The sequence below is a fragment of the Rheinheimera sp. 4Y26 genome (assembly GCF_025245835.1).
Taxonomy (GTDB): domain Bacteria; phylum Pseudomonadota; class Gammaproteobacteria; order Enterobacterales; family Alteromonadaceae; genus Pararheinheimera.
Window position 1 is genome coordinate 1 of the sequence record NZ_JAOBWS010000016.1, and the last position, 25949, is coordinate 25949.

Genomic DNA, 25949 nt, shown 5'->3' on the forward strand with positions numbered 1-25949 from the left:
GCGGGCATAGCTCAGTTGGTAGAGCGCTACCTTGCCAAGGTCGAGGTCACGAGTTCGAATCTCGTTGCCCGCTCCAATTTTCTGCCATATCTGGCAGGGCATTTTTCAATTTTCTGTTAAAACACAGACTTAATGCTGTGGCCTCGCCATGTTCTGCGTTTCTGGTTTTCGTATGATGTTGTTCAGCTTCGCTTGTTATTTCAAAGCGCAACTGCTAATTTCTACGCTTTATTCAGACAGGTTAGACCAGTATGGAAGCCAACAATAAACTCAGCCGCCTTGTCACGAAAATTAGTCATGCGCCGGCTTTTTTGCAGTCGTTTTTATTATCCCAATTATTCGGCCGGGCCGTAAAATTTGCCGGTACCGCCGGTATTCAGATTCAGCAGCTGAATTTTCAGCAAGCGCGTTTAGTGCAAAAAAATAGCCGTAAAGTACAAAACCATATAGGTTCAGTGCATGCCGCTGCCATGGCTTTATTGGGTGAATCCGCCACTGGCTTTTTGGTAGGCATGCATGTGCCGGACGACAGACTGCCGCTGCTTAAATCCATGCATCTGGATTACGTCAAAAGAGCAACCGGGCAACTCACGGCCATCGCCAGCCTGACTGCTGAGCAAATTGATAACATTCGCAGTCAGGAAAAAGGCGAAGTGACAGTGCAGGTACAGTTGTTGGATGAAGTTGGCGTTGAACCTGTGCTGGCGCAATTTGTCTGGGCCTGGGTTCCGAAAAAGCGATCTGCATCAAAGGAAAGTTGATTTCCCAAAACACAGAGGTAGCCAAGAACACGAACCCCTGTTAGAGTTCCGTGGAAGCTAAATTCCGGGCTATCAACTTGAATTCCGTACCAGTCTCAATATTACAAAACACTGCTGAACCTTATCACAGCAACTTTTTTATCAGACATCCCAGAACTGTCACAGTGCTGGTGTTTTTGTTGTTGTCAGCGCTTGCGGTGGCCATGTTATGGCAGGAGCGCGCCAAATATATTGAATCTCAGCGTTATCAGCTGCTGCAAACTCTGACCAACTACGCTTCAGAACTGGAAGGTGTGGTCAACAGTGGTGTGGTTGCGCTCGATTCAATCCGCAGTGAACTGGTGTTAAACCCACAAATCGACTTAAACAGCCTGGACGCCCGGGTGTCGTTGTTGCTGCACAATTATCCGCATTTTCGCCATATTGCCGTGGCGCCTGATTTAGTGATCCGTTATGTATACCCCTTGCCTGGCAATGAAGCCATTATCGGCGTGGATTATCGCAATATTCCCAATCAGCTTGCTGCTATTGAAAAAACACTGGCGCTGTCCAAACCTGTGGTGGCGGGGCCGGTCAATTTATTGCAGGGCGGTTCAGGTCTGGTGGTGCGGGTGCCGGTGTTGCTCAACGATCAAAGTGTCTGGGGCGTGATTGCCGCTATTATGCCACTGGAACCACTGCTGGAGCGCGTCCGGCTGACCGGACTACAGCAACATTATTATGTTGCGCTGTCAGGGCGTGACGGTGAAGACAATCCGGGCCAGCTGTTCTGGGGTGACCAACAGCTGTTGAATATGGCTCAGGTGAAAGTGGATATTAAACTGCCGGTTGGCCGTTGGCAGCTGCATGCGGCTCCGAAAGAATCTGCTGCCTGGCTGGTGGGCTCTTTGCAATGGATGACGCCTTTGGCGCTGGCGCTGATTGTGATCCTGTGTTGTGCTTTATTGTTATTACTGCGCATGGCCCGCGAGCGTGAACATGCGCTTTACACCATCGCCTTTCAGGCCACCTATGACCCGCTGACTAATTTGCCAAACAGGGCGGTTTTTACCGAGCAATTGTCACGGATGATCAAACAGGCACAAAGCAGCCAGAACAGTCTGAGTCTGATGTGTATTGACCTGGACGAATTTAAACAAGTGAACGAAAGTCTGGGCCATCTGGTTGGCGATAAATTGCTGCGGGCAGTGGCGGAGCGGTTAAAACTGCTGGTGACAGAGCAAGACTTACTGGCACGGCTTGGTGGTGATGAATTTGTGATTGTCAGTCAGCTTGGCAGTGCACCTGAGCAAACCGAGCTGATGGCCGAGCGGCTGGTGCAGGAACTGGCAAAACCGGTACAGGTCGGGGAAAAGTCGCTGGCGGTCAGCGCCAGTGTGGGTATAGCTATGTACCCGCATGACGGCATGAGCCACAGCGATCTGCTTAAACATGCCGATCGTGCTATGTATGCCGCCAAACAACTGGGCCGCAATACCTACCATTTTTACGATGCCGCCATGCAAAAAGAAGCAGATCGTTTTGTGCATCTGCATAATGAAATTATGAATGGTATTGCGCAGCAGCAGTTTTTTCTGGTGTACCAGCCGATTTATTGTCTGAAAAGTCGCAGTTTTAATAAATGTGAAGCACTGGTTCGCTGGCAACATCCGGAACGCGGGCTGATTTCTCCGCTGGAATTTATCAGTGTGGCAGAACGTACCGGCGCTATCCGGCCGCTGGGGCAATGGATTTTGCAACAGGCGTTGCGGGATATGCAAAGCTTTCGACAGCAAGGCTTGTCGCTGAAAATGTCAATCAACCGCAGCAGTCAGGAGTTTAACGTCCATCATGTGGCTGACGAATGGTTACAGATGATCAGCGACGCTGGCATTCACAGCAGCGACCTGATTTTTGAAATCACTGAATCTTTGTTTATGGACCGGATTTCGGTGCAGCAAAACAATATTCTGAAATTGCACCAGCAAGGGTTGCAGCTTGCCATAGACGACTTTGGCACAGGTTATTCGGCGCTGAACTATCTGAGCCGCTACCCGGTCAACCTGATTAAAATTGATAAGAGTTTTGTCACTGATGTTGCAACGGCCGATAAAGCCAAATCCCTGGCGGCAGTACTGATCAATATGGCAAAAGTGCTGGATGTGCAAGTGGTGGCCGAAGGGGTTGAAACCCGAGCTCAGCTGGCTGTGCTCAGTGAACTTGGTTGTGATTTTATTCAGGGTTATTTTTTCTCTAAACCACTGCGGGCAGAAGACTTTGTCAGCTTTATCAAAACCCCCTCATTACCGGGTTAAGTTTTGCAATCTGGAGGAGGTGTGATGATCGCCGCACCTTGTAAAAGAAATTGTTGCCTGAATGAAGCTGACGTTTGTCTGGGCTGTGGCCGTACTTTAACTGAAATTACCGGCTGGCATCAGGCAAGTTCCGAGCAGAAACAGCAAATTCTGCAAAAGGCGGCCGAGCGTATGCTGGCGCAGTCTGAGTTTCCGCTGTTTCAGGCGTCGCGCGGCAAACCGAGCTGAATAATACGGATCAGCCGCTGCTGCTGGCGGTTTTCCTTTTGTTGTTGCTGTTGTTTTTGCTGTTGCTGGGCCAAAGCCCATTGCAGGTGTTCCCGCACCAAAGCGTCCGGATGTTGTTGCTCTGCCATTAACAAAGCCAGAATTTCTTCGCTAAAAGGTGCATTGCCCAGCGCCACCGCCAGATTACGTTGCCAGCGCTGATAACCAATACGCCGGATAGCTGAACCTTCGGTCATTTTTAAAAAAGTGGCTTCATCCCATAAAAATAAACTTAATAAGCTCTGGTCGCGCCACTGCGGCCGGCGCTGAAAATCTTCTTCTTTGCCAAGCGGCGCCTGCCGGTTTACCGGACAAACCAGCTGACAATCGTCACAACCATAAATCCTGTTGCCAAGCAGCGGGCGTAGCTCTTCTGGGATCGCGTCTTTGAGTTCAATAGTGAGATAGCTGATACAGCGGCGTGCGTCTACCACGTAGGGCGACACAATGGCGCCGGTAGGGCACATGGTGATACAGGCGACACATGAGCCACAGTCCTGTTGTATTGGCTCATCCACAGGTAAGGGTAAGGACACCAGTAGTTCGCCCAAAAAAAACCAGGAGCCCGCTTGCGGGTTTAATAACAAACTGTGTTTACCTGTCCAGCCAAGACCAGCTTTGGCCGCCAGTGGCCGCTCCAGCACAGGGGCCGAGTCGACAAAAGGCCGGAAGCCATAAGCGCCGACATGCTGCTCAATTTTTTCGCCCAGCTGTTTCAGTCGCTGGCGCATCAGCTTGTGATAATCACGGCCCAGTGCATAACGGCTGATATAAGCCTGGAAAGGATCACTTAGATTGGTGGCAAAACCAGCCGCGGCCGGCAGATAGTCCAGCCGCACCGAAATCACCCTTAAGGTGCCGGGCTGCAACTCGGCAGGCCGTGCTCTTTTCATGCCGTGCTCGGCCATATATTGCATTTCACCGTGCATACCGGCGTCCAGCCACTGCTGCAACTTTGGCTCTTGGGATCTTAAGTCAGTGTCACAAATTCCGGCTTGCGAAAAACCAAGCTCCAGCGCCCAGCTTTTGATCTGGCTGGCCAGTGTGGCCCAGTCGGCGTCAGAAAATGGATGGGAGTTGGACATCTTGATGCTCCGCTGCTGCTTAGTCTTGTTTTCTGTTGCACACTTGTCTGCGGCAAAGCGCTGATGTTAACACAAGGCGGAAGCGTTGACGTTGGTGCGGTAAATCTGTTGGTATTCAAGGTGGTTCTGATCTGATGAATTTGATAGCATAAGCGGCAAAGTTGTAAGCACAGCCATTTGGTTGCGCTTGAGCATCATAAAAAATTTTGATTTAGGGATTGGCATGGCCGACGCGCATTACCAACTGACATTGCACGATGAAACACAAACCGCTGTATTAGCAACAAAACTGGCGCAAGCCTGTGCTGGCGGCGGTGTGATTTATTTGCAGGGCGGGTTAGGCGCCGGTAAAACCACTTTCAGCCGTAGTTTGTTGCAGGCGCTTGGTCATCAGGGCAATGTTAAAAGCCCGACTTACACTCTGGTTGAACCCTATCAGTTGCCATCACTTGACGCTTATCATTTTGATTTATACCGATTGCACGACCCGGAAGAGCTCGAATTTATGGGCGTGCGTGATTATTTTGCTGCTGGCAATTTATGTCTGGTGGAATGGCCGGAGCGCGGCGCGCCTTTATTGCCGGTGCCGGATTTAACGCTGCAGCTTGAGGTAACAGACGCCCAAAGCCGCATCGCCCGCCTGACAGCAACCACGGCCAAAGGACAACAAATGCTAAATGCAGTACAAGGAACTGCACCATGCTGAGATTCCTGTGGTGCTGCTTGCTGGGGGTGATGTTCGCGCCAGCCCTGGCCGCCGAAAAAATAGAAAGTGTGCGGATTTGGCCGTCACCCGACAGCACCCGCGTGGTGTTTGATGTGACTGGTAAAGCGCAATACCGTTTGTTAAGCCAGAACCGGCAAACCGTTGAGCTTGAGATCACCAATATTCAAAGCCCTTCGTTAGGCAAAATGTCGGGTGAATCTGAGCTGGTTAAAGACATTAAAGTGAAAAAACTGCCGGGTGACCGCGGTATTTTGTTGCAGGTGGAACTCACCAGAGCTGCGCGTGAAAAAGCTTTTACCTTGCCGCCTTCAGACCGTTATGGCCATCGGCTGGTATTGGATTTAGCTGATGTGCAGGCTGAACAGGCCGCAGCGGTGCCACCGCCGCCGAGAAGTCAGAGAGCCGGTGGCCGTGATATTGTGATTGCAATAGATGCAGGTCATGGCGGGCATGACCCAGGTGCCGTCGGACCTAAAGGCACCTATGAAAAACATGTCACTATGGCTGTGTCGGAAAAACTGCAGGCGCTGATTAACAAAGAGCCTGGTTTTAAAGCGGTTTTAACCCGCACTTCAGACTATTACATTTACCCCAGTAAAAGACCGGATCTGGCCCGTAACAAACAAGCGGATTTATTAGTGTCGGTGCATGCTGACGCTGTGACGAACCGTAAGGCGCATGGCGCTTCGGTCTGGGTATTGTCGCTGCGCCGGGCCACTACTGAAGTGGGCCGGATGCTGGAACAAACTGAACAACACTCGGAACTGTTAGGTGGAGTGGCCGAAGTCATTAAAGACTCGGCGAATGAGCGTTATCTGGCGCAGACGGTTTTGGATTTATCGATGAACCACTCCATGACCACCGGCTTTGAAGTGGCCAGAAGAGTGTTATCAGAAATGGGCCGGGTCACCCACTTGCATAAAAAAGAGCCGCAGGCGGCCAGTCTTGGTGTGTTAAAAGCGCCGGATATTCCTTCTATTCTGGTGGAAACAGGTTATATCTCAAATCCGACCGAAGAGCAGAAATTAAAATCGGCATCGCATCAGCAAAAATTAGCCAATGCAATTTTTCGCGCGTTAAAACAACACTTTACCGACACGCCTCCAGCGGATTCCTGGCTGGCGCAGCGTCAGGGCGCAGCTCCTGTCAACAGAGCTACAGCCCAAAATACCCCAGCCAGAGCAGCCACGACGGCAAATTCAGGCAGTAGCGCATACACCGCCCGTCAGCAGCCTGCTTCACCACAAAGACCTGCGCCTGTGATTGCAGGCCCAAGAGTGGCGACTTCAGCGGCGTCAGGCCCGGCTGTGCATACCGTCAAACGTGGTGAAACTTTGTCTGGCCTTGCCAAACAATACGGTTTGCCGATGTCGGTATTGCGCAATCACAACAAACTCAAAAGCGACAATATTCAGGTCGGTCAGGTTCTCAGGATACCTAACTAATGCCCATTCAGGTGTTATCGCCGCAGCTGGCTAACCAAATCGCCGCAGGGGAAGTGGTCGAAAGGCCCGCCTCAGTGGTCAAAGAGCTGGTAGAAAACAGTCTGGATGCCGGTGCCAACAGTATCAGTATCGACATTGAAAAAGGTGGCAGTAAGCTGATCCGTATCCGCGATAACGGTTGTGGCATCAACAAAGATGAACTTGCGCTGGCGCTGTGTCGCCATGCCACCAGTAAAATCAGTGAACTAAGCGACTTAGAACAAATTGTCAGCCTCGGTTTTCGGGGGGAGGCGCTGGCCAGTATCAGCTCGGTGTCGCGGCTGACTTTAACCTCCAGACCTGAAACCCAGGACAGCGCCTGGCAGGCTATGGCCGAAGGCCGGGACATGCAGGTGCAGTTAAGACCAGCCGCTCATCCTGTCGGGACTTCGATTGAAGTGCTGGATTTATTTTTTAATACACCGGCCAGACGGCGCTTTTTACGTTCAGATAAAACTGAATTCAGCCATATTGACGAGCTGGTAAAACGTCTGGCATTGAGCCGTTTTGATGTCAGCTGGCAGCTCAATCATAACGGCCAGAGCGTCAGGGCGCTGAAGGCCGTGTCAGATATAGCAGGCAAAGAAAAACGGCTGGCGCAGCTTTGTGGCCGCAGTTTTATTGAACACAGCTTGTTTGTAGAAAGCCGCTACGAGCAGATGTACCTGTGGGGCTGGCTGCAGCTACCGCAAGCTTGCCAGGCGCAACCAGCCTGTCAGTACAGTTATGTGAACGGCCGTATGATGCGTGACAAACTGCTGAATCATGCCATCCGCCAGGCTTATGGCGATAGTTTGGCGCCAGGTGTTCAACCTGCTTTTGTATTGTATCTGGACCTCGACCCTCTGCAGGTGGATGTCAATGTGCATCCGGCCAAACATGAAGTACGGTTTCATCAGGCGCGGCTGGTGCATGATTTTGTCGTCAGTGCTTTGGCTCAGGTGTGTGAGCAGCCGGTGTTATGGCCTGAAACTGCTGAACGACCTGATTCGGCTCCGGCTTCGTTTATGCACAACAACCCGGACAACCCACCTTCTGCGCAGCACAAGGCTGAGGCCTGGCATCAGGATCTTGAGCATGCTACTGCGACTGAGCAGTCATCACCCCGTGCCGCAGCAGCTTATAGCACAGCACAGCATAAGTCAGGCCCGGCTTATAGTTCATCAGGTTATAAAGCAGCTCGTCAGCCGGCGGCAATCATGCCGGCAGGCGGTGGCTGGCCAATCAAACCAACAGTTTATTCTCCGCCAGATCAGGTGAATGAACAGGTGCAGTCACTGTCGATAAGTCCACATCAGGTTGAAGCACAAAGGCCTGACCAACACAGCAGGGTAGTAGAGGGGAGCCTGGCACTGTCCTGGCTTGATGCCGGTCAGGGTTTGGCAGTGACCAGCCAAAATGGCTGTCTGATGCTGGTGGATATGGCGGCCACTCTGGCGCCGCTGTGGTGCCGGCAACCACCACCTTCAGCAGCTTTGTTATTGCCGCTTCGGCTGCAAGTATCGGCAGCGGAAAAAACACTGCTAATGCAACAGGCGCAAGTGCTGGCGGCGCTTGGTTTTGATCTGCTGCTGAATAATCAGGTGCTGATAGTGCGCGCAGTGCCGGCGCTATTAAAGAACAGTGATATCAGTCAGTGGTTGGTGCTGTGGTGGCAATCCTGGCCCGCACAGGCAAGCAGTACTGATTTGATTCACTTATTGCTTGAAATTGGACTAAAGCAGCATTGGTTTTTGTTGCCTGCTTTTTTAAACTATTTTGCACCACAGTTGTCTGACCCGACCTGCTGGCGCGCGACAGCGCTGGATATCAGTACCAGTGCAGCTTTATTGAGGTCAGACAAATGACAATGCCGGTAATTTTTTTGATGGGGCCGACAGCATCAGGCAAAACTGCGCTGGCTTTTGATTTGGTGCGAGAACTCAATGCTGAAATTATCAGTGTCGACAGTGCGCTGATTTATCGTGGCATGGATATAGGCACAGCCAAACCAACGCCTGAGGAGCTGGCCATAGCGCCACACCGGCTGATTGATATTCTCGACCCGGCACAGGCGTATTCGGCAGCAGATTTTCGCACCGACGCACTGGCGCATATCGCACAGATTCAGCAAAAGGGTAAAGTACCGCTGCTGGTTGGTGGTACCATGTTGTATTTTAAGGCTTTATTGGAAGGTATTTCGCCTTTACCAGAGGCTGACCCTGAAATTAGGGCGAAACTGGAACAACAGGCGGCAGCACAGGGTTGGCAGGCGTTGCATCAGCAACTGGCTGAAGTAGACCCGGTATCGGCGGCGCGCATTCATCCTAATGATCCACAAAGGATTAACAGGGCGCTGGAAGTTTATCTGGCAAGCGGGCGCAGCCTGACCGACTGGACCACAGAAAAAGGTGAAGCTTTTCCATATCCGGTAAAACAGTTTGCTATAGCGCCGACCGACAGGGCCGTGTTGCATCAGCGCATTGAAATGCGTTTTATGCAAATGTTGGCACAGGGTTTTGAGCTGGAGGTGCAACAACTCAAACAACGCAATGATTTACATGCAGATTTACCATCCATGCGTTGTGTGGGCTACCGTCAGATGTGGGATTATCTGGACGGGCTAGTGAGTTATGACGAGATGGTGTATCGTGGTGTTGCCGCAACAAGGCAGCTGGCAAAACGGCAATTAACCTGGCTGCGTAGTTGGCAGGAATTAAACTGGCTGAAAAGCGAAGTTAGTCCTGAGGAAAACTTGCAAGCTGTTTTATCTTCGCTACGCTAGATAAGCTAAGAAAAAAATCGTTATTTAACGACTTGAAAATAATATAATAATCCATATATCAAGAATCAGAACTAAGAAAAAGGAAAGCGGCACATGGCAAAGGGCCAATCTTTACAAGACCCATTTTTAAACACCTTACGACGGGAACGTATTCCAGTTTCTATTTATCTGGTGAATGGGATCAAATTACAGGGACAAATCGAGTCTTTTGATCAGTTTGTCATTTTGTTAAAAAACACTGTCAGTCAGATGGTGTACAAACATGCAATTTCTACTGTAGTTCCGGCGCGCGCTGTGAACACCATGGCTAGTCATGGTGCCGGCAGCGGTGATATGGACGAAATAGAATAATACACAGGACTTTTACGCTTGTTTGACCCTGAATCTATGGCTGAGCAAGCGATCCTTGTGCATGTTTTTTTTCCGCAAGAAAGCGCTTGTGAAGATCTGCACGAACTACAAATGTTGGTCTCCTCAGCTGGTGTCCACGAGTTGGCGGTGTTTAGTTGCAACCGTTCAACAGTGGACGCCCGTTTATTTGTAGGTACAGGCAAAGCGCAGGAAATCGCAGCGGCAGTTGCTGCTCATGAAGCATCTGTGGTGATTTTTAATCACAGCTTGTCGCCGGCGCAAACCCGCAATCTGGAACGGCTGTTCCAATGCCGTGTCATCGATCGTACTACCCTTATTCTGGATATTTTTGCGCAGCGTGCCCGCAGTTACGAAGGTAAATTGCAGGTTGAACTGGCGCAGCTTAAACATCTGGCCTCCCGTCTTATCCGTGGTTTTGACAATGAAAGGCAAAAAGGTGGTATCGGCTTAAGAGGGCCGGGTGAAACTCAACTTGAAACAGATCGGCGTTTGCTGCGCGACCGTATAAGTGCACTGCATCAGAAACTGGATAAAGTGGGTAAGCAGCGCGAGCAGGGCAGAAAAGCCAGGCAAAGAGCTGAAATTCCGGTGATTTCTTTGGTGGGTTACACCAATGCCGGAAAATCCACCTTGTTTAACCGGCTGACCCGTTCTGATGTGTACGCCGCCGACCAATTATTTGCCACTTTGGATCCGACATTGCGGCAAGTGAAGCTGGCCGATTTTGGTCAGTTAATTTTTGCCGACACTGTGGGGTTTATCCGGCATTTGCCTCATGATCTGGTGGCTGCATTTAAATCAACATTGCAGGAAAGCCGCGAGGCAGATTTGCAGTTGCACGTGGTGGATGTGGCCGACCCGCGAATGGCCGACAATATTCATCAGGTGCAGCAGGTATTACATGAAATTGAGGCAGATGGTCTGCCGCAATTACTGGTGTATAACAAAATTGATTTGGTGGATCAGAACCCGCGTATTGAATACAACGATCAGGGTGTGGCTGTTGCAGTGTATCTGTCGGCGCAGCAAAACCTTGGCATCGACTTGTTATTTCAGGCCATTATCAGTTTGTTATCTGACAGTTTTCTCAGGTTGCAGCTGGCGTTGCCACCGGAGGCCAGTGCATGGCGCGCCCGCCTTCATGAAATGGGGGCTGTGCAACAAGAACAATTTGATGAAAGTGGGGTTTGTCGGCTGAAGTTAGCACTGGCAAAACCACAATGGACAAGATTACTTAAGCAAAGCGATGGTTTGTTGCAAAATTTTCTGGTCTGAACCGGACTTTTTGATACATTAACCTTAACTCTCAAAACGCAGAACGGAGTGAAGTATGGCTTGGAATGAGCCGGGCAATAACGGCAAAAACAATGATCCCTGGAACCAGGGTGGTCGTAATCAGGGCCCGCCTGATATGGATGAAGTGTTCCGCAATCTGAGCAAAAAGCTCGGCGGTGTCTTTGGTGGTAATAAAGGCGGTTCTGCCAGTGATAACAGTGGTGGCTCCGCCGTACTGGTACTGCTGCTGGTGGTGGCGCTGCTTGGCTGGTTATTCAGCGGTATTTACACCATTAAAGAATCTGAGCGGGGCGTTATTTTACGTTTTGGCCAATATCACGCCGAAGTGAATCCGGGTATTAACTGGAAACCCACTTTTATCGATAAAGTGTTGCCGGTGGATATCAGTACAGTACAGGCGTTAAAAACCGATGGTTTTATGCTGACGCAGGATCAAAACCTGGTACGGGTCACTTTTGAAGTTCAGTACCGTGTTGCAGACCCTCGTTTGTACAAATTTGCTGTGGTCGACCCGGATGCGAGCTTGCGTCAGGCGACTGATGCTGCGTTACGTTATGTGGTGGGCCATTCGATGATGGACGACGTGCTGACCAAAGGCCGTGAAGTGATCCGTCAGAATACCAGGGTTGAGCTGGAATCTATTATCAAACCTTACAACTTAGGTTTGGAAATTGTTGATGTGAACTTCCGTGACGCCCGTCCGCCGGAAGAAGTAAAAGCGGCTTTTGACGACGCGATAGCGGCGCAGGAAGACGAACAACGTTTTATTCAGGAAGCACAGGCTTATGCCCGCGCCATCGAACCTGAAGCCCGTGGTCGTGTAAACCGTGTAATGCAGGAAGCTGAAGCTTACAAACAGCAGTCTCAGTTAAAAGCTCAGGGTGAAGTGGCACGCTTTGAAAAACTGCTGCCTGAATATATTGCATCACCTCAGGTGACCCGTGAACGTCTGTACCTGGAAACTATGGAACAGGTATACGGCAACACGTCCAAAGTGTTAGTTGATGTGAAAAACGGCAACAATATTATGTACTTACCATTGGATAAAATGTTAAACCAGAATGGTTCTGCGGCAAAAACAGCTGCACCTGAACAACGTTTAACATTACCGGAGCCGCGCAGTACCGACAGCCGCATTGATACACCGCGTACTGACAGCAACCGGGCAGGAAGGGGTTAATCGATGAAAAACTTTATATTAGCTCTGTTGGCGCTGGTTGCCATTGTGGTTTACTCCTCGGTCTTTGTGGTGCAGGAAGGTGAACGCGGTATTGTGTTCCAGTTCAGCAAAATCCAGCGTGACGCTGCAGGCGCCGTGGTAGTGTTTGAACCAGGCTTACATTTTAAGCTGCCGCTGATTGAGAACGTGCGCACTCTGGATGCCAAGGTGCAAACGCTGGACGATCCGGCCGACCGTTTTGTGACGGCAGAGAAAAAAGACTTACTGGTCGACAGTTATGTGAAGTGGCGTATCAAAGACTTTGGTAAATATTATTTATCAACAGGCGGTCGCACCGATAGAGCAGAAAACCTTTTAAAACAGTACATTAACAACGGTTTGCGTACAGAGTTTGGTACCAGAACCATTCAGCAGATCGTCTCTGGTGAGCGTACTGAACTGATGACCAAAGCGCTGGCACAGGCGGGTAAAGGTTCAGACGAACTGGGTATTGAGATTCTGGACGTGCGGGTGAAAAAAATTAACCTGCCGGATGAAATCAGTAACAACATTTTCCAGCGTATGCGTGCCGAGCGGACCGCTGTTGCCAAAGAGCATCGCGCCCGTGGTATGGAGCAGGCGGAAATTATCCGTGCCGACGTTGACGCCCGTGTCACTGTGATGGTGGCCGAAGCGGAGCGTAATTCACGCACCACCCGTGGTGAAGGTGACGCTCTGGCTGCAAAAGTGTATGCCGAAGCTTATAACAAAAACGCTGAATTTTTCAGTTTTGTCAGAAGCTTAGAAGCCTATAACCGCAGCTTCAACAGCAAATCTGATGTGTTAGTCGTACAGCCAGACAGTGATTTCTTCCAGTATATGAAGTCACAACAGAAAAACTGAGACTAAGGTCGAAACAAAGGCGCCTGCGGGCGCCTTTTTGTTATAAAAAGCAGAAATAACCAACAAGCCTCAGCGAAAATACAGCCGGTGCGTGGAGCAGGACATGAGTTATAAAAAATATTATCAGGGCTTTTTAACCGCCAATGCCAAAGTGCAGCACTTTGCCTGTCATTCCCATCACTATTGGCCGGATGTGACACGAGCTGCTGCTTTGCAATATTGGGACGACAGCGCCCGGCTGGTTGATGACAAATGGGATTATATTTTTGGCGAAAAAGTCCCCAAAGTACAACAGCAGATCGCCGGAATTTTGCAGCTGCAAAAGCCTGAACAGTTGGTGTTTGCACCTAATACCCACGAGCTGTTGTTTCGGTTGTTGAGCTGTTTTGACTGGACCAAACCAGTCAGAATTTTAACCAGCGACAGCGAGTTTCACAGTTTCAGCCGGCAAATTATACGTCTGGCTGAATTGCCACAGATTGAACTGGTACAGGTGCAAACCCTGCCTTTTGCCGATTTCACCACACGTTTTGTTGAAGCTGCACAAAGGCTGCAACCAGATTTAGTATTTTGTAGTCAGGTGTTTTTTAATTCGGGTCTTGCCATCAATGATTTAACTGCTTTTGTGGATGCCATAGCAGCAGTTTGCCAGGCCACTATTGCCCTTGATGGTTACCATGGTTTTATGGCTCTGCCCACCAATCTCAGCAAGCTCGAAGGGCGGATTTTTTATCTGGCGGGCTCCTACAAATATGCGCAGGGTGGTGAAGGCTGTTGTTTTATGCTGGTGCCGGAAAACAATGGTTTTCGCCCGCTTTACACCGGCTGGTTTGCCGAGTTTGGTACCCTGGCCGCCGCCAAAACAAGTCAGGTGCAATATAGCTGCGATGGTTATCAGTTTGCCGGCGCGACTATGGATTTTTCGGCTTTGTACCGGCTTGAAGCTGTGCTGGATTTGTATCAATCAGAAGGTATCAGTGTGGCTTTGGTGCATCAGCATGTGCAGCAGTTACAACAGGCCTTTTTAGCAGAGCTTAAAGCGCAACAACATCCGTTATTAAACGAACAGCAACTGCTTTGTGCTGACTTGCAAAATCACGGTCATTTTTTCACTTTTTTGCTGGATGATGCGGCGAAAGTGGCTGAGTTATCTGCTTATTTAAAACAACATGGTATTCATACAGACTACCGGGGCGACAGACTGCGTTTTGGTTTTGCGCTTTATCATGATGCCAGCGACTATGATTTATCCTGTTTGCGAAGCTTTCGGAGTAAATAATGGAGATTTTCTGGCAATCGATAGCGCTGGTGCTGTTGCTTGAAGGCATAGGCCCTTTGTTATTTCCAAATAAATGGCGTTGGTATTTGCGCAAACTCAGTGAAGAGCCTGTGTCGGGTTTACGTCAGGTTGGTGCTGTGCTTTGTGGCATGGCCGGGGTGATTTACCTGTTTTTAGTCTGAAAGCAAAGAAGTTTAGACGTCTTTTGATAAAAACAATCCGGTGAATCTTGAATGAATTCAACCAGCTGAATAATCAGCTGGTTTTTTTTTACCCTTGCGGCTGAACTTTGCATTTTATTTTGGTAGAATCCCCGCCTAATTTTTTTCCATGATGTAGGAACCATGGCCAAAAACGTTGTAGTGCTCGGCACCCAATGGGGTGACGAAGGAAAAGGTAAAATCGTCGATTTATTAACCGACAAGGCTAGCTATGTAGTGCGTTATCAGGGCGGCCATAATGCCGGTCATACCCTGGTGATCGACGGTGAAAAAACTGTCTTGCACCTGATCCCTTCAGGTATTTTACGTGCCAACGTAAAATGTGTGATTGGTAATGGCGTTGTGCTGTCTCCTGAAGCTTTTTTAAAAGAAATGACCATGCTGGAACAGCGTGGCGTTCCGGTCAAAGAGCGTCTGCTGATTAGCGAAGCTTGTCCCCTGATCCTGCCATTCCACGTGGCGCTGGATGTTGCCCGGGAAGCTGCCCGCGGTGATAAAAAAATCGGCACTACCGGTCGTGGTATCGGCCCGGCTTATGAAGACAAAGTTGCCCGTCGCGGTTTACGCGTAGGCGATTTGTTTAATCCGGAGCTGTTCGCGGAAAAACTGAAAGTTCTGATGGAGTTACACAACTTCACTCTGACGCAGTATTACAAACTGGATCCTATTGATTACCAGACAACTTTAGATAACGCGCTTTCTATGGCTGCAACGCTGAAGTCAATGGTGGTTGATGTGACTGATTTACTGGACAAAGCCCGTAAAGCTGGTCAGGAAATTATGTTTGAAGGTGCCCAGGGTACGCTGCTGGATATCGACCACGGTACTTATCCTTATGTAACTTCGTCTAATACCACTGCAGGTGGTGTTGCCACTGGTGCTGGTTTTGGCCCTCGTTACATCGATTATGTATTGGGTATTGTGAAAGCTTATACCACCCGTGTTGGTTCTGGCCCATTCCCGACTGAGCTTGATTGTGAAGTGGGTGAGCACTTAGGTGTTAAAGGTCATGAATTTGGCGCGACCACTGGCCGTAAACGCCGTTGTGGCTGGTTTGACGCTGTTGCAGTACGTCGTGCCGTGCAGCTCAATAGTATTTCTGGTTTCTGTCTGACTAAGTTAGACGTACTCGATGGCCTGAAAGAAGTGAAAATCTGTGTCGGTTACCGTCAACAAGATGGTTCTGTCACTGATGTACCACCAATGGCCGCTGAAGGTTATGAGCTGGTAACACCGATTTTTGAAACTATGCCAGGCTGGTCTGAGTCGACCTTTGGTGTGCAATCACTGGATGCTTTACCACAGCAGGCGCGTGATTACATCAAACGTTTGGAAGCTGTAACCGGTGTGCCTATCGACATAGTGTCTACTGGCCCGGATCGGGTGCAAACCATTGTATTGCAACATCCTTTTGCCTAAGCAATAGATGATGTGAAAAAACGCTGCCTGGTGCAGCGTTTTTTTATGCTTAGCGGTTTTCTGTAGGCCACTCTATAATTTTGCTACAGAAATCTCCGGCCTGGCCGATATAACTGACAGTGCCTGTTGTACCTGCTGTGGGCATTTGATTTATCCGGGTCCGTATCTGAATGTGGGGTTGTAAATGCGCAGATTAGCCGTTTTAGCTATGGTGTTGTTCTGGTGCAGTCCTGTTGCACTGGCGCAGGTGAGCACGGCCGAGTTACAGGTCGTTCAGCTTTATACGCAGGACGAACTTTTGCAGCTGATCCGGCAAAACCAACATTTAAAACGGGTGAAAGCCGACGATTGCCAGCTGGTGAAAGATATTGAAGCCCGCGCCGATATTATGAAATTACCCTCCTATCAGTTTTTATTTGGCGACATGCTGGCCTATGGTGTTTGTGTGCCGCTGAATGTGGAGCGGGGTTGGGATTTGATGTTGTCAGCCGCCAATCAGGGCCTGCCCGAAGCGCTGGAGCAAATTGGCCGTTATTACCAGCAAGGCAAATTTGTGCAAAAAGATTTAACCAAAGCCCAACATTATTTATTTGAAGCCGGCAGCATGGGCAATCTGAATGCGCAGGTGCGGCTTGCCGAGTTATTACTGGCTGGTGTTGGCAGCCCGGTTGATTATGAAACCGTTTACCGTTGGCTGCACCATTCAGTCACAGCAGATAAAAATATGCATCAACGCATTCAAAAAGCACTGGCAGGCCTTGGCGGCAAAATGCCGGGCGCAGTGCTTGCCAGAGCCAGGCAGCCGCTCTAACCACAGCCTTTAGATTGTTTTGTTGCTTAAATGAACAGCAACAGTGAAAAAACAGCAGGAGGCTGTTACACTTGCCGCAGTTTTAGTAATGAAGAGAATCCATGACGATCAAAGATCCGCATCTTGCGCGTGAGCAAGAAAAATATGAAAACCCCATTCCAAGCCGTGAATATATCCTCGAGCACATCAAACAGCGTCAGCAGCCTGCCTACTTCGAAGAGTTAGTTTCTGAATTAAAACTGGAAGGCGAAGAGCATTTATTTGCGCTGAAAAAACGCCTGCGGGCTATGGAACGTGATGGCCAGTTGTTATTTACCAAAACCAAACGTTATGGTCTGGTAGATGATTTAGATTTGGTCAAAGGTACTGTGATTGGTCACCGTGATGGTTTTGGCTTCTTAAAGCTGGAACAAGGTGGACCAGATTGGTATATCCAGAATTTTGATATGCAGCGCCTGTTACACGGCGATGTAGTGCTGGCCAGTGCCGGCGAAATTAAAGGCAAAGACAAAATAGAAGCGCGGATAGTCCGGGTGTTAAAACCCCGCACTGAGCCTATTGTCGGCCGTTATTTTAAAGATTTTGCCCTTGCTGTGGTGGTGCCGGAAGATCCGCGTATTACCCAGGATATTGTCATTCCTGCCGGTGAAGAAGGCGCGGCGCGCCATGGCCAGATTGTATTGGCAGAAGTCACTCAGCGTCCGTCCAAGCGGGTAAATGCAGTGGGTAAAGTGATTGAAGTACTGGGTGACCATATGGCACCAGGTATGGAAATTGAAGTCGCTATCCGCAACCATCAGTTACCACATAAATTTTCTGAGGCCGTTGAAAAGCAAGTGGCGGCTTATGGCAAAGAAGTGCCGGAGGACGCCAAAGCTGGCCGGGTTGATTTAACTGATTTAGGGTTATTAACCATAGACGGCGAAGACGCCCGCGACTTTGACGACGCTGTTTATTGTGAACGCAAAGAAGACGGTGGCTGGCATTTATGGGTGGCTATTGCTGACGTCACTGCTTATGTGCAGCCGGACACGCCATTGGACCGTGAAGCACTGGACCGCGGTAACTCGGTGTATTTCCCCGATCACGTACTGCCGATGTTGCCGGAAGTGCTGTCAAACGGTTTGTGTTCACTGAATCCTCACACCGACCGCTTATGTTTTGTTGCTGAAATGCATATCAGCCCGCAGGGCAAGCTTGGCAGCTCTAAGTTTTATGAAGCTGTGATGCACTCCAAAGCACGGCTGACCTACAACAAAGTACATGCCATTTTGCAGGGAGATCTGGAGCTTCGTCAGCAATATGAAAGCAATCTGACCAACCTCGATAACCTGTATTCGCTGTATAAACAAATGGCCAAGGTGCGGGCTTTACGTGGCGCCATTGAATTTGAAACTGTAGAAACCCGTTTTATCTTCAACAGCCACCGTAAAATTGAGCAGATAGTGCCGGTGCATCGTAACGAAGCGCATAAAATCATTGAAGAATGTATGATTTTGGCCAACGTCGCTTCGGCAAAATTAGTGGAAAAAGCCGAAGCTGCTGCTTTGTACCGCGTGCACGAGCAACCGGATTCAGACCGTTTTGCCAACTTTAAACGTTTCCTGGCCGAACTTGGTATCAGTGCCGAATTACCGCAAGAGCCAACGCCACTGGAGCTGATGCATTTATTGCAAAAACTGCAGGACAGGCCGGATAAAGAGCTGATCGAAACCACCATGCTGCGTTCGATGAAACAAGCGGTGTATCAACCGGAAAACCTCGGACACTTTGGCCTGGCGCTGGAAGCATATGCTCATTTTACCTCGCCAATCCGCCGTTATCCTGACTTGTTATTGCACAGAGTGATTAAATCTGTGCTGAAAAAACAAGGCGAGCACACCACAGGCGCCCGTTCTTATACACCGGAGCAAATGGTGCCGCTGGGTGAACAATGCTCGATGACAGAGCGTCGTGCTGATGATGCCACCCGTGAAGTGTCGGACTGGCTCAAATGTGAATACATGCAGGACCATATTGGTGCTGAATTCCCGGGTGTGGTGTCCACTGTCACCAATTTTGGCTTGTTTGTGCGCCTAAGTGACCTTTATATCGAAGGTCTGGTGCATGTCACTTCACTGCCGAATGACTATTACCACTTTGATGTGGAACGTCAGGTGCTGCTGGGCGAACACAGCAATCAAAGCTACCGCATGGGTGACTTAATTACGGTCAAAGTGCTGGCGGTTAATCTGGAAGCGCGCAAAATTGATTTGGGCGTTGCCGGAGCGCCCCGTCATGCCGGTAAACGCAAAGTATCGGCAGCCGATATTAAAGGCACTGAAAACACATCAAAAGGCTTTAGTCAGAAAAAAGGCCGTGCTGTGGCCGATCCAACGGCAAGGCCCGGCAAAACCAAAGCTGGGCGCAGTGGCAGTAAAAGCAAAACCGGCAGTAAAAAAGCAGCTGCTTCTTCGGCCAAAGCCGGTAGTGGCAAGCCAAAGGCACCGCGTAAACGCAAATAACGCCTTGCTGAGCCGCTGAAAAGCGTTGCTGCTGTTATCAGCGACAATGACGCTTGGCCGGCACTTTGCTACACTAGGCACACTTTATCTGAACGCCTGGTTTTGCCAGGCGTTCGTTTTTACTTTTGTTGCAGCCTGGGCTGCAACCATGCAGGAATTGTTTATGAGCACAGATTATGTTTTTGGGATCCACGCGGTTAGCGCTTTTATGGAAAGAGCCCCGGAAGATGTGCTGGAATTGTTTGTACTGAAAGACCGTGAAGACCAGCGCATGCAGCCGGTGATCCAGCTGGCGCGTAAGTCCGGTGTTTCAGTGCAGTTTTGCAACCGTAAAACGCTGGACGATAAAGTCAACGGTGCCCAGCATCAGGGTGTTGTCGCCAAAGCACGGTTGCATGATGCCGGGGATGAATCTGATTTAGCCCGCATTGTAGAGCGCGAAGCTGCGCCATTTTTGCTGATTTTGGATGGCATTACCGACCCGCATAACTTAGGCGCCATTATACGTTCAGCGGATGCCGCCGGTGTGCATGCGGTGATAGCACCCAAAGACCGTTCAGTGAAGCTCACTGCAGTGGTGCGTAAAGTAGCCTGTGGGGCCGCTGAGTCTGTGCCTTTTATCAACGTGACTAATTTAGCCCGCACTATCCGCCAGTTACAGGAGGCGGGTGTCTGGGTGCTGGGCGCTGCCGGTGAAACCGACACTACTATTTACCAGGCAGAGCTTACCGGCCCAATCGCACTGGCGATGGGCGCTGAAGGCGACGGTCTGCGCCGTTTAACTAAAGAATCCTGTGATTCACTGGTGAAAATTCCGATGTTTGGTGCGGTTTCGAGCTTAAACGTGTCTGTTGCCACTGGTATTTGTTTATACGAAGCAGTGCGTCAGCGTCAGGCGAAATAGTTTTCAGCTGGCAGCTTTTGGCAGACTTCGTTGTATCGCTGCAACTGGGCCGCCAAAATTCCGCAAAACTTCTTATAAAACACCTCAATAAAACTCTTGAATAAAACCACGGAAAATCAGCAGATTTCCGTGGTTTTATGGTTGAGAGATATCTTCAGCAAAACTCATTCTCTGCTTGTTTTTAGCGCATTGAGTCCGTAGAATACGCACCCTTCGACCGTTCAACTAACGTTCCTTGCCTCTATGCGAGTCTGGTCGAGCTCACCCGAGGCTAACTAACCGTAAGGAGCTACCATGCGTCATTACGAAATCGTGTTTATGGTTCACCCGGATCAGAGTGAACAAGTACCAGGTATGATCGAACGTTATACAGGTGCGATTAAAGAAGCGGGTGGTTCTATCCACCGTCTGGAAGACTGGGGCCGTCGTCAACTGGCTTACCCAATCGAGAAACTGCACAAAGCGCACTATGTTCTGATGAACGTTGAAGCGCCACAGTCAGTGATCGATGAACTGGAAACTAACTTCCGTTTCAACGACGCAGTTCTGCGTAACCTGATCATGCGCACTAACGGTGCTGTGACTGAGCCATCACCAATGGCCAAGGTACGTGACGAACGTCGTGAACGTGCTCCGCGTGATGCTGACGAGCAGGTTGCAAACGACGAGTAATTGCTGATGGACAACAGCCTGGTCATTACTGGTGTCATTTGCCGCCAACCTGACCGAAGCGAAAGTCCAGCCGGTATCCCGCATATGCATTTGTCACTTGAACATAAGTCGATGCAGCAGGAAGCCGGATACAACAGAGCCAGTTACGTACGACTTCAGGTTGTGGTAGCAGGTGAGTTGTGCAGACAAACTCACAATTTGATGCAGGGTAGTGTGGTTCGGGTGACAGGCTTTTTAAACCGTCATCAAAGCCCGAGTGGTCAAGCCAGGCTTGTCCTCCATGCCCAACGAATTGAAATTTTAAGTTAGGAGAAAGTTCATGGCTCGTTATTTCCGTCGCCGTAAATTCTGCCGTTTCTCTGCCGAAGGCGTGCAAGAGATCGACTACAAAGATACCGCTACTTTAAAAAATTATGTCACTGAAAGTGGCAAAATTGTTCCTAGCCGTATCACTGGTACCAGCGCTAAGTATCAGCGTCAATTAGCCCGCGCTATCAAACGCGCCCGCTACCTGGCTCTGCTGCCGTACAGCGATTCACACGCATAAGCCTGGTTCAACCGATACAGAGAGGATTAAACAATGGATATCATTCTGTTGGATAAAGTTGCTAACCTGGGTGGTTTAGGCGACAAAGTAGTTGTTAAATCTGGTTATGCCCGTAACTTCTTATTCCCACAAGGAAAAGCAGTTCCAGCAACCAAAGCTAACCTGGAAAAATTCGAAGCACGCCGTGCAGAGTTAGAAGCTAAACTGGCTGCTAACCTGGCTGCTGCTCAAGACCGTGCTGCTAAAGTAGCTGAACTGGCTGAAGTAACTATCGCTGCTAAAGCGGGTGACGAAGGCAAACTGTTCGGTTCTATCGGTACCCGTGATATCGCTGATGCGATCACTGAAGCCGGTGTAGCTGTATCTAAGGCTGAAGTTAAATTACCAAATGGCACTCTGCGTGACACTGGTACTTTCGACATCGCCCTGCAATTACACGCTGAAGTAACTGCAACCATCAAACTGGTTGTTGTGGCTGAAGCTTAATTGCTTATTCAGGCACAGTGTTCGCACTGTGCCTGGATCTTTCCTGTTTGCCCCGCATTATTTTGATTCATTTTTCTGCTGTATCTGCGTTAAAAAATATCTGCCAACTTTGTTCTTTTTCCAACTGCTTCAGTTTCGGAAAAATGCTAGGCTATGGCGCAACTGAACCTCATTCTGGTGTTGGCCGTTTTGGTCAACCTTAAGCAATAAACTCCGGTGTTATGGCAAATCCAAAAGAAAAATTTTCAAAAGATAAATATCAAAAAGATAAATATCCGCAGGACAGCCAGCTGGCCGCCGTAAAAATGCCGCCACACTCTATTGAAGCTGAGCAGTCAGTACTGGGTGGTTTGATGCTGGATAACAACGCCTGGGACAGAGTCGCTGAAAAAGTGGTGGAGCACGATTTTTATCTGCGTGCGCACAAGTATATTTTTCAGGCTATGACTGGCATTGCTGAAGCCAACCAGCCGATTGACTTAATTACTGTTTCCGAATGGCTGGAGCGCAATCAGCTGCTGGACGATGTGGGTGGTTTTGCTTATTTAGGTGAAATTGCCAAAAACACGCCCAGTGCCGCCAACATTCTGGCTTATGCCGACATCGTCCGTGAGCGTGCTGTGGTGCGCGATATGATAGCGGTAGCGCATGATATTGCTGACGCCGGTTATGACCCACAAGGTCGCGACAGTGCTCAACTACTGGATTTTGCTGAAACCAAAGTATTTAAAATTGCCGAGCAGCGTGCCAACGCCAATGAAGGGCCTGAAGCTATTCACAGTATTCTGGCCAAAACCATTGATAAAATTGATGAATTATTCCGTAACCCCAGTTCAGGTGGCATCACGGGGGTGTCCACCGGTTATACCGATTTGGACAAAATGACCAACGGTATGCAGCCGTCAGACTTGATTATTGTCGCTGCCCGTCCTTCGATGGGTAAAACCACTTTTGCGATGAACCTCTGTGAACATGCAGCTATGAGTAGCGATAAGCCGGTACTTATTTTTAGTTTAGAGATGCCATCCGAACAAATTATGATGAGGATGCTGGCTTCTTTAGGCCGCATTGACCAAACCAAAGTACGGACAGGCCAGCTTGATGATGAAGATTGGGCGCGTTTATCGTCGGCCATTGAGCTTCTGAATAGTAAAGGTAAGATGTATATCGACGACGCATCGGGTTTGACGCCTACTGAAGTGCGCTCGCGCGCGCGGCGTATTGCCCGTGAGCATGGTGGACTCTCGATGATCATGGTGGACTACCTGCAGCTGATGACAGTGCCGGGCTTGTCTGAAAACCGAACCCTGGAAATAGCCGAGATTTCCCGTTCACTCAAAGCGCTGGCGAAAGAATTAAAAGTGCCGGTGATTGCTTTGTCGCAGTTAAACCGTTCTTTGGAGCAGCGCGCTGATAAAAGGCCGGTCAACTCAGATTTGCGTGAATCCGGCTCTATCGAGCAGGACGCCGACTTGATTATGTTTATCTACCGCGACGAAGTGTATAACGAAGACAGCCCCGACAAAGGTACAGCGGAAGTGATTATTGGTAAGCAGCGGAACGGTCCAATAGGCCGGGTGCGGCTTACTTTCCATGGCCGTTATTCCCGGTTTGATAATTACGCAGGCTCTGCCCGTTTTGAGGATGAGTATTAATGAGCCGACGTCCGATAGCGCAAATAAATGTGGATGCGCTAGCACACAATTTTAAGCATATTCAAAGTATTGCGCCAAAAAGTAAAATTCTGGCTGTGCTCAAAGCCAATGCCTATGGTCATGGTCTGTTGGCTGTTGCTGAACAGCTCAAAGCCGCCGGTGCTTTTGGTGTGGCCCGTATCGACGAAGCCTTAATGCTGCGCGTCGGTGGTATTGTCAAGCCTATAGTGCTGCTGGAAGGTTTTTTTCACCCTGACGAGCTGCCACAAATAGTTGCTTCCAACTTGCAGGTGGTGGTGCACCACCGCTCGCAAGTGGAGGCGTTATTAAATGCTGAGCTTGAAGCGCCGGTGCATGTCTGGTTAAAAATTGACAGTGGTATGCACAGGTTAGGGATCTATCCGGCTGAATTTAAGCAGGTATATCAGCAGCTCATGGCAAGCCCGAATGTATTAAAACCACTTCGGCTGATGACCCATTTTGCCTGTGCTGATGAGCCGGATAATCCGGCAACAACTAAACAATTGGCTTTGTTTTCTGAGCTTATCAATGGTTGTGAAGGTGAACTGTCAATAGCGAACTCAGCCGGAGTGCTGGCCTGGCCACAAAGCCATGGCGATTGGGTCCGCCCTGGTCTGGCGTTATATGGTGTGTCACCGATGCTGGCTGGCCGCGCTGCGAAGCATGGTTTAAGGCCGGTGATGACATTCAGCAGTTCGGTGATTGCGGTGCGTGATGTGAAAAAAGGTGATGCGGTGGGTTATGGTGCCGCCTGGACAGCACCGGTTGATACCCGTTTGGCTGTTGTTGCCATTGGTTATGGTGATGGTTACCCGCGCAATGCGCCAAGCGGCACGCCGGTGCTGATTAATGGCAAACGTTTCCCAATTGTCGGCCGGGTGTCGATGGATATGACCACTATAGATATAGGCTCAGATCCGGTGAATATCGGCGATCAGGTGATCTTGTGGGGTGAGCAGCTGGCGGTGGAAGAAATTGCTGAGCTGGTGCAAACCATTCCATATGAGCTGCTGTGTAACATTACCAGCCGGGTGCAGCTGCGTTATATTGGCGATAATCTCGGTTAAGATTGCCAGATAACAAGCAGACAGGTTATTGCAATACAAACAAAAAGCCGGCATCAAGCCGGCTTTTTATTGTCTGAAACCCAGTTCTGGGTCTGTGCGCTGAGTGCTTATTTCGGATTATCAAAACTGACTTCAATATGCACTTTGCCAAAGTCAGAATCAAAAGGCATCAGAATTTTCGGACCATCACATTTGTGCGTAATGGTGTGACCTTTGCCGGAAACCACCACAGGTGTGGCCATGCTGAATTCATAGCCTTTTTCACCAAGAATACGTTTAGCACCGCCAGTGACCATATTGGTGATTTCACCCACCATGTCGGTCACTTCTTCGTTAATAGATTTAGGTCTTTCTCCCAGCATACGGAACATAATTTCCAGCGCCAGTGACTCTTCAAAACTCACTGAAAAAGAACCTTTGGTTTGAGGGCCTATCATGCCAATCAAACCTGAAACATCACCACGGGCAACTTCATCCTTTTTAATGCGGGGCTGGCCAGGCACAATAGTAGTATTGGCCATAGTGCTTAATACATTGACCAAAGACGACAGAAATGGATTTACATACTCAACATTCATTTAATGGACCCATCGAATAAATTTGCGTTGTGGTTGCTGGCGCTGGCCATGACGGTAAGGTTAGGCAGATTTTAAAGAATAAACAAGTCTAGCTCTTTGTTTTTGAGATAGTTTCCACCTTTATTCCTGTTATTTTCCCGTCAATTCACCTTAATCACACTGATTTAGCTTATGCAGACTTTCTGAGGGTTTTGCACCGACACAACGGCGACAAAGGCCACGGGCTTCAATGGTTTGTTGCTGAATTACAAAACCTTCGGCATGAGCCAGACTGGCAAACTCCTGCTGCAATAATTTGGAGTGCAATTCTTCAACATGACCACATTGCTGACAAATCAGCAATTGTGCCGGGTGGTGATGTTCAAAATGATGGCATAACAAAAAAGCGTTACTGGATTCAATTTTATGAATAAAACCTTGTTCGGTCAGAAAATCCAATGCGCGGTAAATAGTGGCGGGTTTAGCTGCCGGTTCGGTTTGCTTCAGCTGTTCCAGTAGCTCATAAGCACCTACGCCAGACTGAGTTTGCGCCAGCAAGCGAAATACCTTTTCACGGATAGAGGTAAAACGTGCACCGTTATGCTCACAAATATGGCGGGCCCGCTGGACCAGGGATTCAATCGACATAAATCAGATTTACCTTTTTTGGCAGTAGCTTAGGAAGTGTACCATA

26 protein-coding genes and 1 tRNA gene are annotated in these 25949 nt (G+C 49.3%); 24 read left to right on the plus strand and 3 right to left on the minus strand.

What is annotated here, in order from left to right:
- From N3Z11_RS16120 to N3Z11_RS16135, 4 genes are all read left to right on the plus strand, one after another.
- Positions 1-76, plus strand: a tRNA-Gly gene (locus N3Z11_RS16120).
- Between the two features lie 175 nt (positions 77-251).
- Entirely contained in the window at positions 252-761 is a 510-nt protein-coding gene (locus tag N3Z11_RS16125) for a DUF4442 domain-containing protein (RefSeq protein ID WP_260658231.1), read from the plus strand.
- Between the two features lie 77 nt (positions 762-838).
- Positions 839-3055, plus strand: coding sequence for a putative bifunctional diguanylate cyclase/phosphodiesterase (locus tag N3Z11_RS16130; protein WP_260658232.1), 2217 nt, complete (start codon positions 839-841; stop codon positions 3053-3055).
- Positions 3056-3079: 24 nt separating this feature from the next.
- Entirely contained in the window at positions 3080-3283 is a 204-nt protein-coding gene (locus tag N3Z11_RS16135) for a DUF1289 domain-containing protein (RefSeq protein ID WP_260658233.1), read from the plus strand.
- Here N3Z11_RS16135 and queG read toward each other — a convergent pair.
- Positions 3256-4407, minus strand: coding sequence for a tRNA epoxyqueuosine(34) reductase QueG (gene queG, locus N3Z11_RS16140; RefSeq protein ID WP_260658234.1), 1152 nt, complete (start codon positions 4405-4407; stop codon positions 3256-3258). The two genes, N3Z11_RS16135 and queG, sit on opposite strands and share 28 nt — an antisense overlap.
- 223 nt (positions 4408-4630) lie before the next feature.
- On the opposite strand from queG, the gene tsaE reads away from it, so the two are divergent.
- From tsaE to alr, 20 genes are all read left to right on the plus strand, one after another.
- Complete coding sequence (tsaE, locus tag N3Z11_RS16145; RefSeq protein WP_260658235.1) at positions 4631-5113, plus strand: tRNA (adenosine(37)-N6)-threonylcarbamoyltransferase complex ATPase subunit type 1 TsaE; 483 nt, start codon at positions 4631-4633, stop codon at positions 5111-5113.
- Positions 5107-6579, plus strand: coding sequence for an N-acetylmuramoyl-L-alanine amidase (locus N3Z11_RS16150; protein WP_260658236.1), 1473 nt, complete (start codon positions 5107-5109; stop codon positions 6577-6579). The genes tsaE and N3Z11_RS16150 overlap by 7 nt, the downstream gene beginning before the upstream one ends.
- Entirely contained in the window at positions 6579-8465 is a 1887-nt protein-coding gene (gene mutL / locus N3Z11_RS16155; protein ID WP_260658237.1) for a DNA mismatch repair endonuclease MutL, read from the plus strand. The genes N3Z11_RS16150 and mutL overlap by 1 nt, the downstream gene beginning before the upstream one ends.
- 20 nt (positions 8466-8485) lie before the next feature.
- On the plus strand, positions 8486-9382 hold the full coding sequence (miaA, locus tag N3Z11_RS16160; protein WP_260658238.1) for a tRNA (adenosine(37)-N6)-dimethylallyltransferase MiaA: 897 nt from the start codon (positions 8486-8488) through the stop codon (positions 9380-9382).
- 93 nt (positions 9383-9475) lie between these two features.
- A complete protein-coding gene (gene hfq, locus N3Z11_RS16165) occupies positions 9476-9733 on the plus strand; it encodes an RNA chaperone Hfq (RefSeq protein ID WP_260658239.1) in 258 nt (85 codons plus the stop codon).
- An 18-nt stretch (positions 9734-9751) separates the two neighbouring features.
- On the plus strand, positions 9752-11029 hold the full coding sequence (gene hflX, locus N3Z11_RS16170) for a ribosome rescue GTPase HflX (RefSeq protein WP_260658240.1): 1278 nt from the start codon (positions 9752-9754) through the stop codon (positions 11027-11029).
- Positions 11030-11084: 55 nt separating this feature from the next.
- Positions 11085-12230, plus strand: a complete 1146-nt coding sequence (gene hflK / locus N3Z11_RS16175; RefSeq protein ID WP_260658241.1) for an FtsH protease activity modulator HflK — start codon at positions 11085-11087, stop codon at positions 12228-12230.
- A gap of 3 nt (positions 12231-12233) precedes the next feature.
- Positions 12234-13112, plus strand: a complete 879-nt coding sequence (gene hflC / locus N3Z11_RS16180) for a protease modulator HflC (protein ID WP_260658242.1) — start codon at positions 12234-12236, stop codon at positions 13110-13112.
- A gap of 103 nt (positions 13113-13215) precedes the next feature.
- Positions 13216-14391, plus strand: coding sequence for a cysteine desulfurase (locus N3Z11_RS16185; RefSeq protein ID WP_260658243.1), 1176 nt, complete (start codon positions 13216-13218; stop codon positions 14389-14391).
- The gene (locus N3Z11_RS16190; RefSeq protein WP_260658244.1) at positions 14391-14573 is read left to right on the plus strand and encodes a DUF2065 domain-containing protein; all 183 of its coding nucleotides are present in this window, start codon (positions 14391-14393) and stop codon (positions 14571-14573) included. Before N3Z11_RS16185 ends, N3Z11_RS16190 begins: the two co-directional genes overlap by 1 nt.
- 162 nt (positions 14574-14735) lie before the next feature.
- Complete coding sequence (locus N3Z11_RS16195) at positions 14736-16031, plus strand: adenylosuccinate synthase (RefSeq protein ID WP_260658245.1); 1296 nt, start codon at positions 14736-14738, stop codon at positions 16029-16031.
- Positions 16032-16215: 184 nt separating this feature from the next.
- Positions 16216-16842, plus strand: coding sequence for a tetratricopeptide repeat protein (locus N3Z11_RS16200; protein ID WP_260658246.1), 627 nt, complete (start codon positions 16216-16218; stop codon positions 16840-16842).
- A 101-nt stretch (positions 16843-16943) separates the two neighbouring features.
- Positions 16944-19346: a ribonuclease R gene (gene rnr / locus N3Z11_RS16205; RefSeq protein WP_260658247.1), complete on the plus strand. Its 2403-nt coding sequence runs from the start codon at positions 16944-16946 to the stop codon at positions 19344-19346.
- Between the two features lie 163 nt (positions 19347-19509).
- On the plus strand, positions 19510-20250 hold the full coding sequence (gene rlmB, locus N3Z11_RS16210; protein ID WP_260658248.1) for a 23S rRNA (guanosine(2251)-2'-O)-methyltransferase RlmB: 741 nt from the start codon (positions 19510-19512) through the stop codon (positions 20248-20250).
- A gap of 294 nt (positions 20251-20544) precedes the next feature.
- On the plus strand, positions 20545-20922 hold the full coding sequence (gene rpsF / locus N3Z11_RS16215; protein ID WP_260658249.1) for a 30S ribosomal protein S6: 378 nt from the start codon (positions 20545-20547) through the stop codon (positions 20920-20922).
- Between the two features lie 6 nt (positions 20923-20928).
- Positions 20929-21231: a primosomal replication protein N gene (priB, locus tag N3Z11_RS16220; protein WP_260658250.1), complete on the plus strand. Its 303-nt coding sequence runs from the start codon at positions 20929-20931 to the stop codon at positions 21229-21231.
- A gap of 10 nt (positions 21232-21241) precedes the next feature.
- The gene (gene rpsR, locus N3Z11_RS16225; RefSeq protein ID WP_031568572.1) at positions 21242-21469 is read left to right on the plus strand and encodes a 30S ribosomal protein S18; all 228 of its coding nucleotides are present in this window, start codon (positions 21242-21244) and stop codon (positions 21467-21469) included.
- A gap of 33 nt (positions 21470-21502) precedes the next feature.
- Entirely contained in the window at positions 21503-21955 is a 453-nt protein-coding gene (gene rplI, locus N3Z11_RS16230) for a 50S ribosomal protein L9 (protein ID WP_260658251.1), read from the plus strand.
- 221 nt (positions 21956-22176) lie between these two features.
- The gene (gene dnaB, locus N3Z11_RS16235) at positions 22177-23610 is read left to right on the plus strand and encodes a replicative DNA helicase (protein ID WP_260658252.1); all 1434 of its coding nucleotides are present in this window, start codon (positions 22177-22179) and stop codon (positions 23608-23610) included.
- On the plus strand, positions 23610-24698 hold the full coding sequence (gene alr / locus N3Z11_RS16240) for an alanine racemase (protein ID WP_260658253.1): 1089 nt from the start codon (positions 23610-23612) through the stop codon (positions 24696-24698). The genes dnaB and alr overlap by 1 nt, the downstream gene beginning before the upstream one ends.
- 107 nt (positions 24699-24805) lie before the next feature.
- On the opposite strand, the gene N3Z11_RS16245 is transcribed toward alr, so the two are convergent.
- Positions 24806-25276: a chemotaxis protein CheX gene (locus tag N3Z11_RS16245; RefSeq protein ID WP_260658254.1), complete on the minus strand. Its 471-nt coding sequence runs from the start codon at positions 25274-25276 to the stop codon at positions 24806-24808.
- Between the two features lie 150 nt (positions 25277-25426).
- The gene (locus N3Z11_RS16250; RefSeq protein ID WP_260658255.1) at positions 25427-25903 is read right to left on the minus strand and encodes a transcriptional repressor; all 477 of its coding nucleotides are present in this window, start codon (positions 25901-25903) and stop codon (positions 25427-25429) included.
- Positions 25904-25949 lie beyond the last annotated feature (46 nt).

Bases quoted from the DNA above. Each gene is read 5' to 3' on its own strand.
- hflK (WP_260658241.1), top strand. From the start codon at position 11,085: ATGGCTTGGAATGAGCCGGGCAATAACGGCAAAAACAATGATCCCTGG.
- rnr (WP_260658247.1), top strand. From the start codon at position 16,944: ATGACGATCAAAGATCCGCATCTTGCGCGTGAGCAAGAAAAATATGAA.
- hfq (WP_260658239.1), top strand. From the start codon at position 9,476: ATGGCAAAGGGCCAATCTTTACAAGACCCATTTTTAAACACCTTACGA.
- dnaB (WP_260658252.1), top strand. From the start codon at position 22,177: ATGGCAAATCCAAAAGAAAAATTTTCAAAAGATAAATATCAAAAAGAT.
- N3Z11_RS16125 (WP_260658231.1), top strand. From the start codon at position 252: ATGGAAGCCAACAATAAACTCAGCCGCCTTGTCACGAAAATTAGTCAT.
- alr (WP_260658253.1), top strand. From the start codon at position 23,610: ATGAGCCGACGTCCGATAGCGCAAATAAATGTGGATGCGCTAGCACAC.
- N3Z11_RS16245 (WP_260658254.1), bottom strand. From the start codon at position 25,276: ATGAATGTTGAGTATGTAAATCCATTTCTGTCGTCTTTGGTCAATGTA.
- N3Z11_RS16195 (WP_260658245.1), top strand. From the start codon at position 14,736: ATGGCCAAAAACGTTGTAGTGCTCGGCACCCAATGGGGTGACGAAGGA.
- rpsF (WP_260658249.1), top strand. From the start codon at position 20,545: ATGCGTCATTACGAAATCGTGTTTATGGTTCACCCGGATCAGAGTGAA.
- N3Z11_RS16185 (WP_260658243.1), top strand. From the start codon at position 13,216: ATGAGTTATAAAAAATATTATCAGGGCTTTTTAACCGCCAATGCCAAA.
- N3Z11_RS16200 (WP_260658246.1), top strand. From the start codon at position 16,216: ATGCGCAGATTAGCCGTTTTAGCTATGGTGTTGTTCTGGTGCAGTCCT.
- queG (WP_260658234.1), bottom strand. From the start codon at position 4,407: ATGTCCAACTCCCATCCATTTTCTGACGCCGACTGGGCCACACTGGCC.
- N3Z11_RS16150 (WP_260658236.1), top strand. From the start codon at position 5,107: ATGCTGAGATTCCTGTGGTGCTGCTTGCTGGGGGTGATGTTCGCGCCA.
- priB (WP_260658250.1), top strand. From the start codon at position 20,929: ATGGACAACAGCCTGGTCATTACTGGTGTCATTTGCCGCCAACCTGAC.
- mutL (WP_260658237.1), top strand. From the start codon at position 6,579: ATGCCCATTCAGGTGTTATCGCCGCAGCTGGCTAACCAAATCGCCGCA.
- N3Z11_RS16135 (WP_260658233.1), top strand. From the start codon at position 3,080: ATGATCGCCGCACCTTGTAAAAGAAATTGTTGCCTGAATGAAGCTGAC.
- rpsR (WP_031568572.1), top strand. From the start codon at position 21,242: ATGGCTCGTTATTTCCGTCGCCGTAAATTCTGCCGTTTCTCTGCCGAA.
- rlmB (WP_260658248.1), top strand. From the start codon at position 19,510: ATGAGCACAGATTATGTTTTTGGGATCCACGCGGTTAGCGCTTTTATG.
- hflC (WP_260658242.1), top strand. From the start codon at position 12,234: ATGAAAAACTTTATATTAGCTCTGTTGGCGCTGGTTGCCATTGTGGTT.
- tsaE (WP_260658235.1), top strand. From the start codon at position 4,631: ATGGCCGACGCGCATTACCAACTGACATTGCACGATGAAACACAAACC.
- N3Z11_RS16250 (WP_260658255.1), bottom strand. From the start codon at position 25,903: ATGTCGATTGAATCCCTGGTCCAGCGGGCCCGCCATATTTGTGAGCAT.
- miaA (WP_260658238.1), top strand. From the start codon at position 8,486: ATGGGGCCGACAGCATCAGGCAAAACTGCGCTGGCTTTTGATTTGGTG.
- N3Z11_RS16190 (WP_260658244.1), top strand. From the start codon at position 14,391: ATGGAGATTTTCTGGCAATCGATAGCGCTGGTGCTGTTGCTTGAAGGC.
- rplI (WP_260658251.1), top strand. From the start codon at position 21,503: ATGGATATCATTCTGTTGGATAAAGTTGCTAACCTGGGTGGTTTAGGC.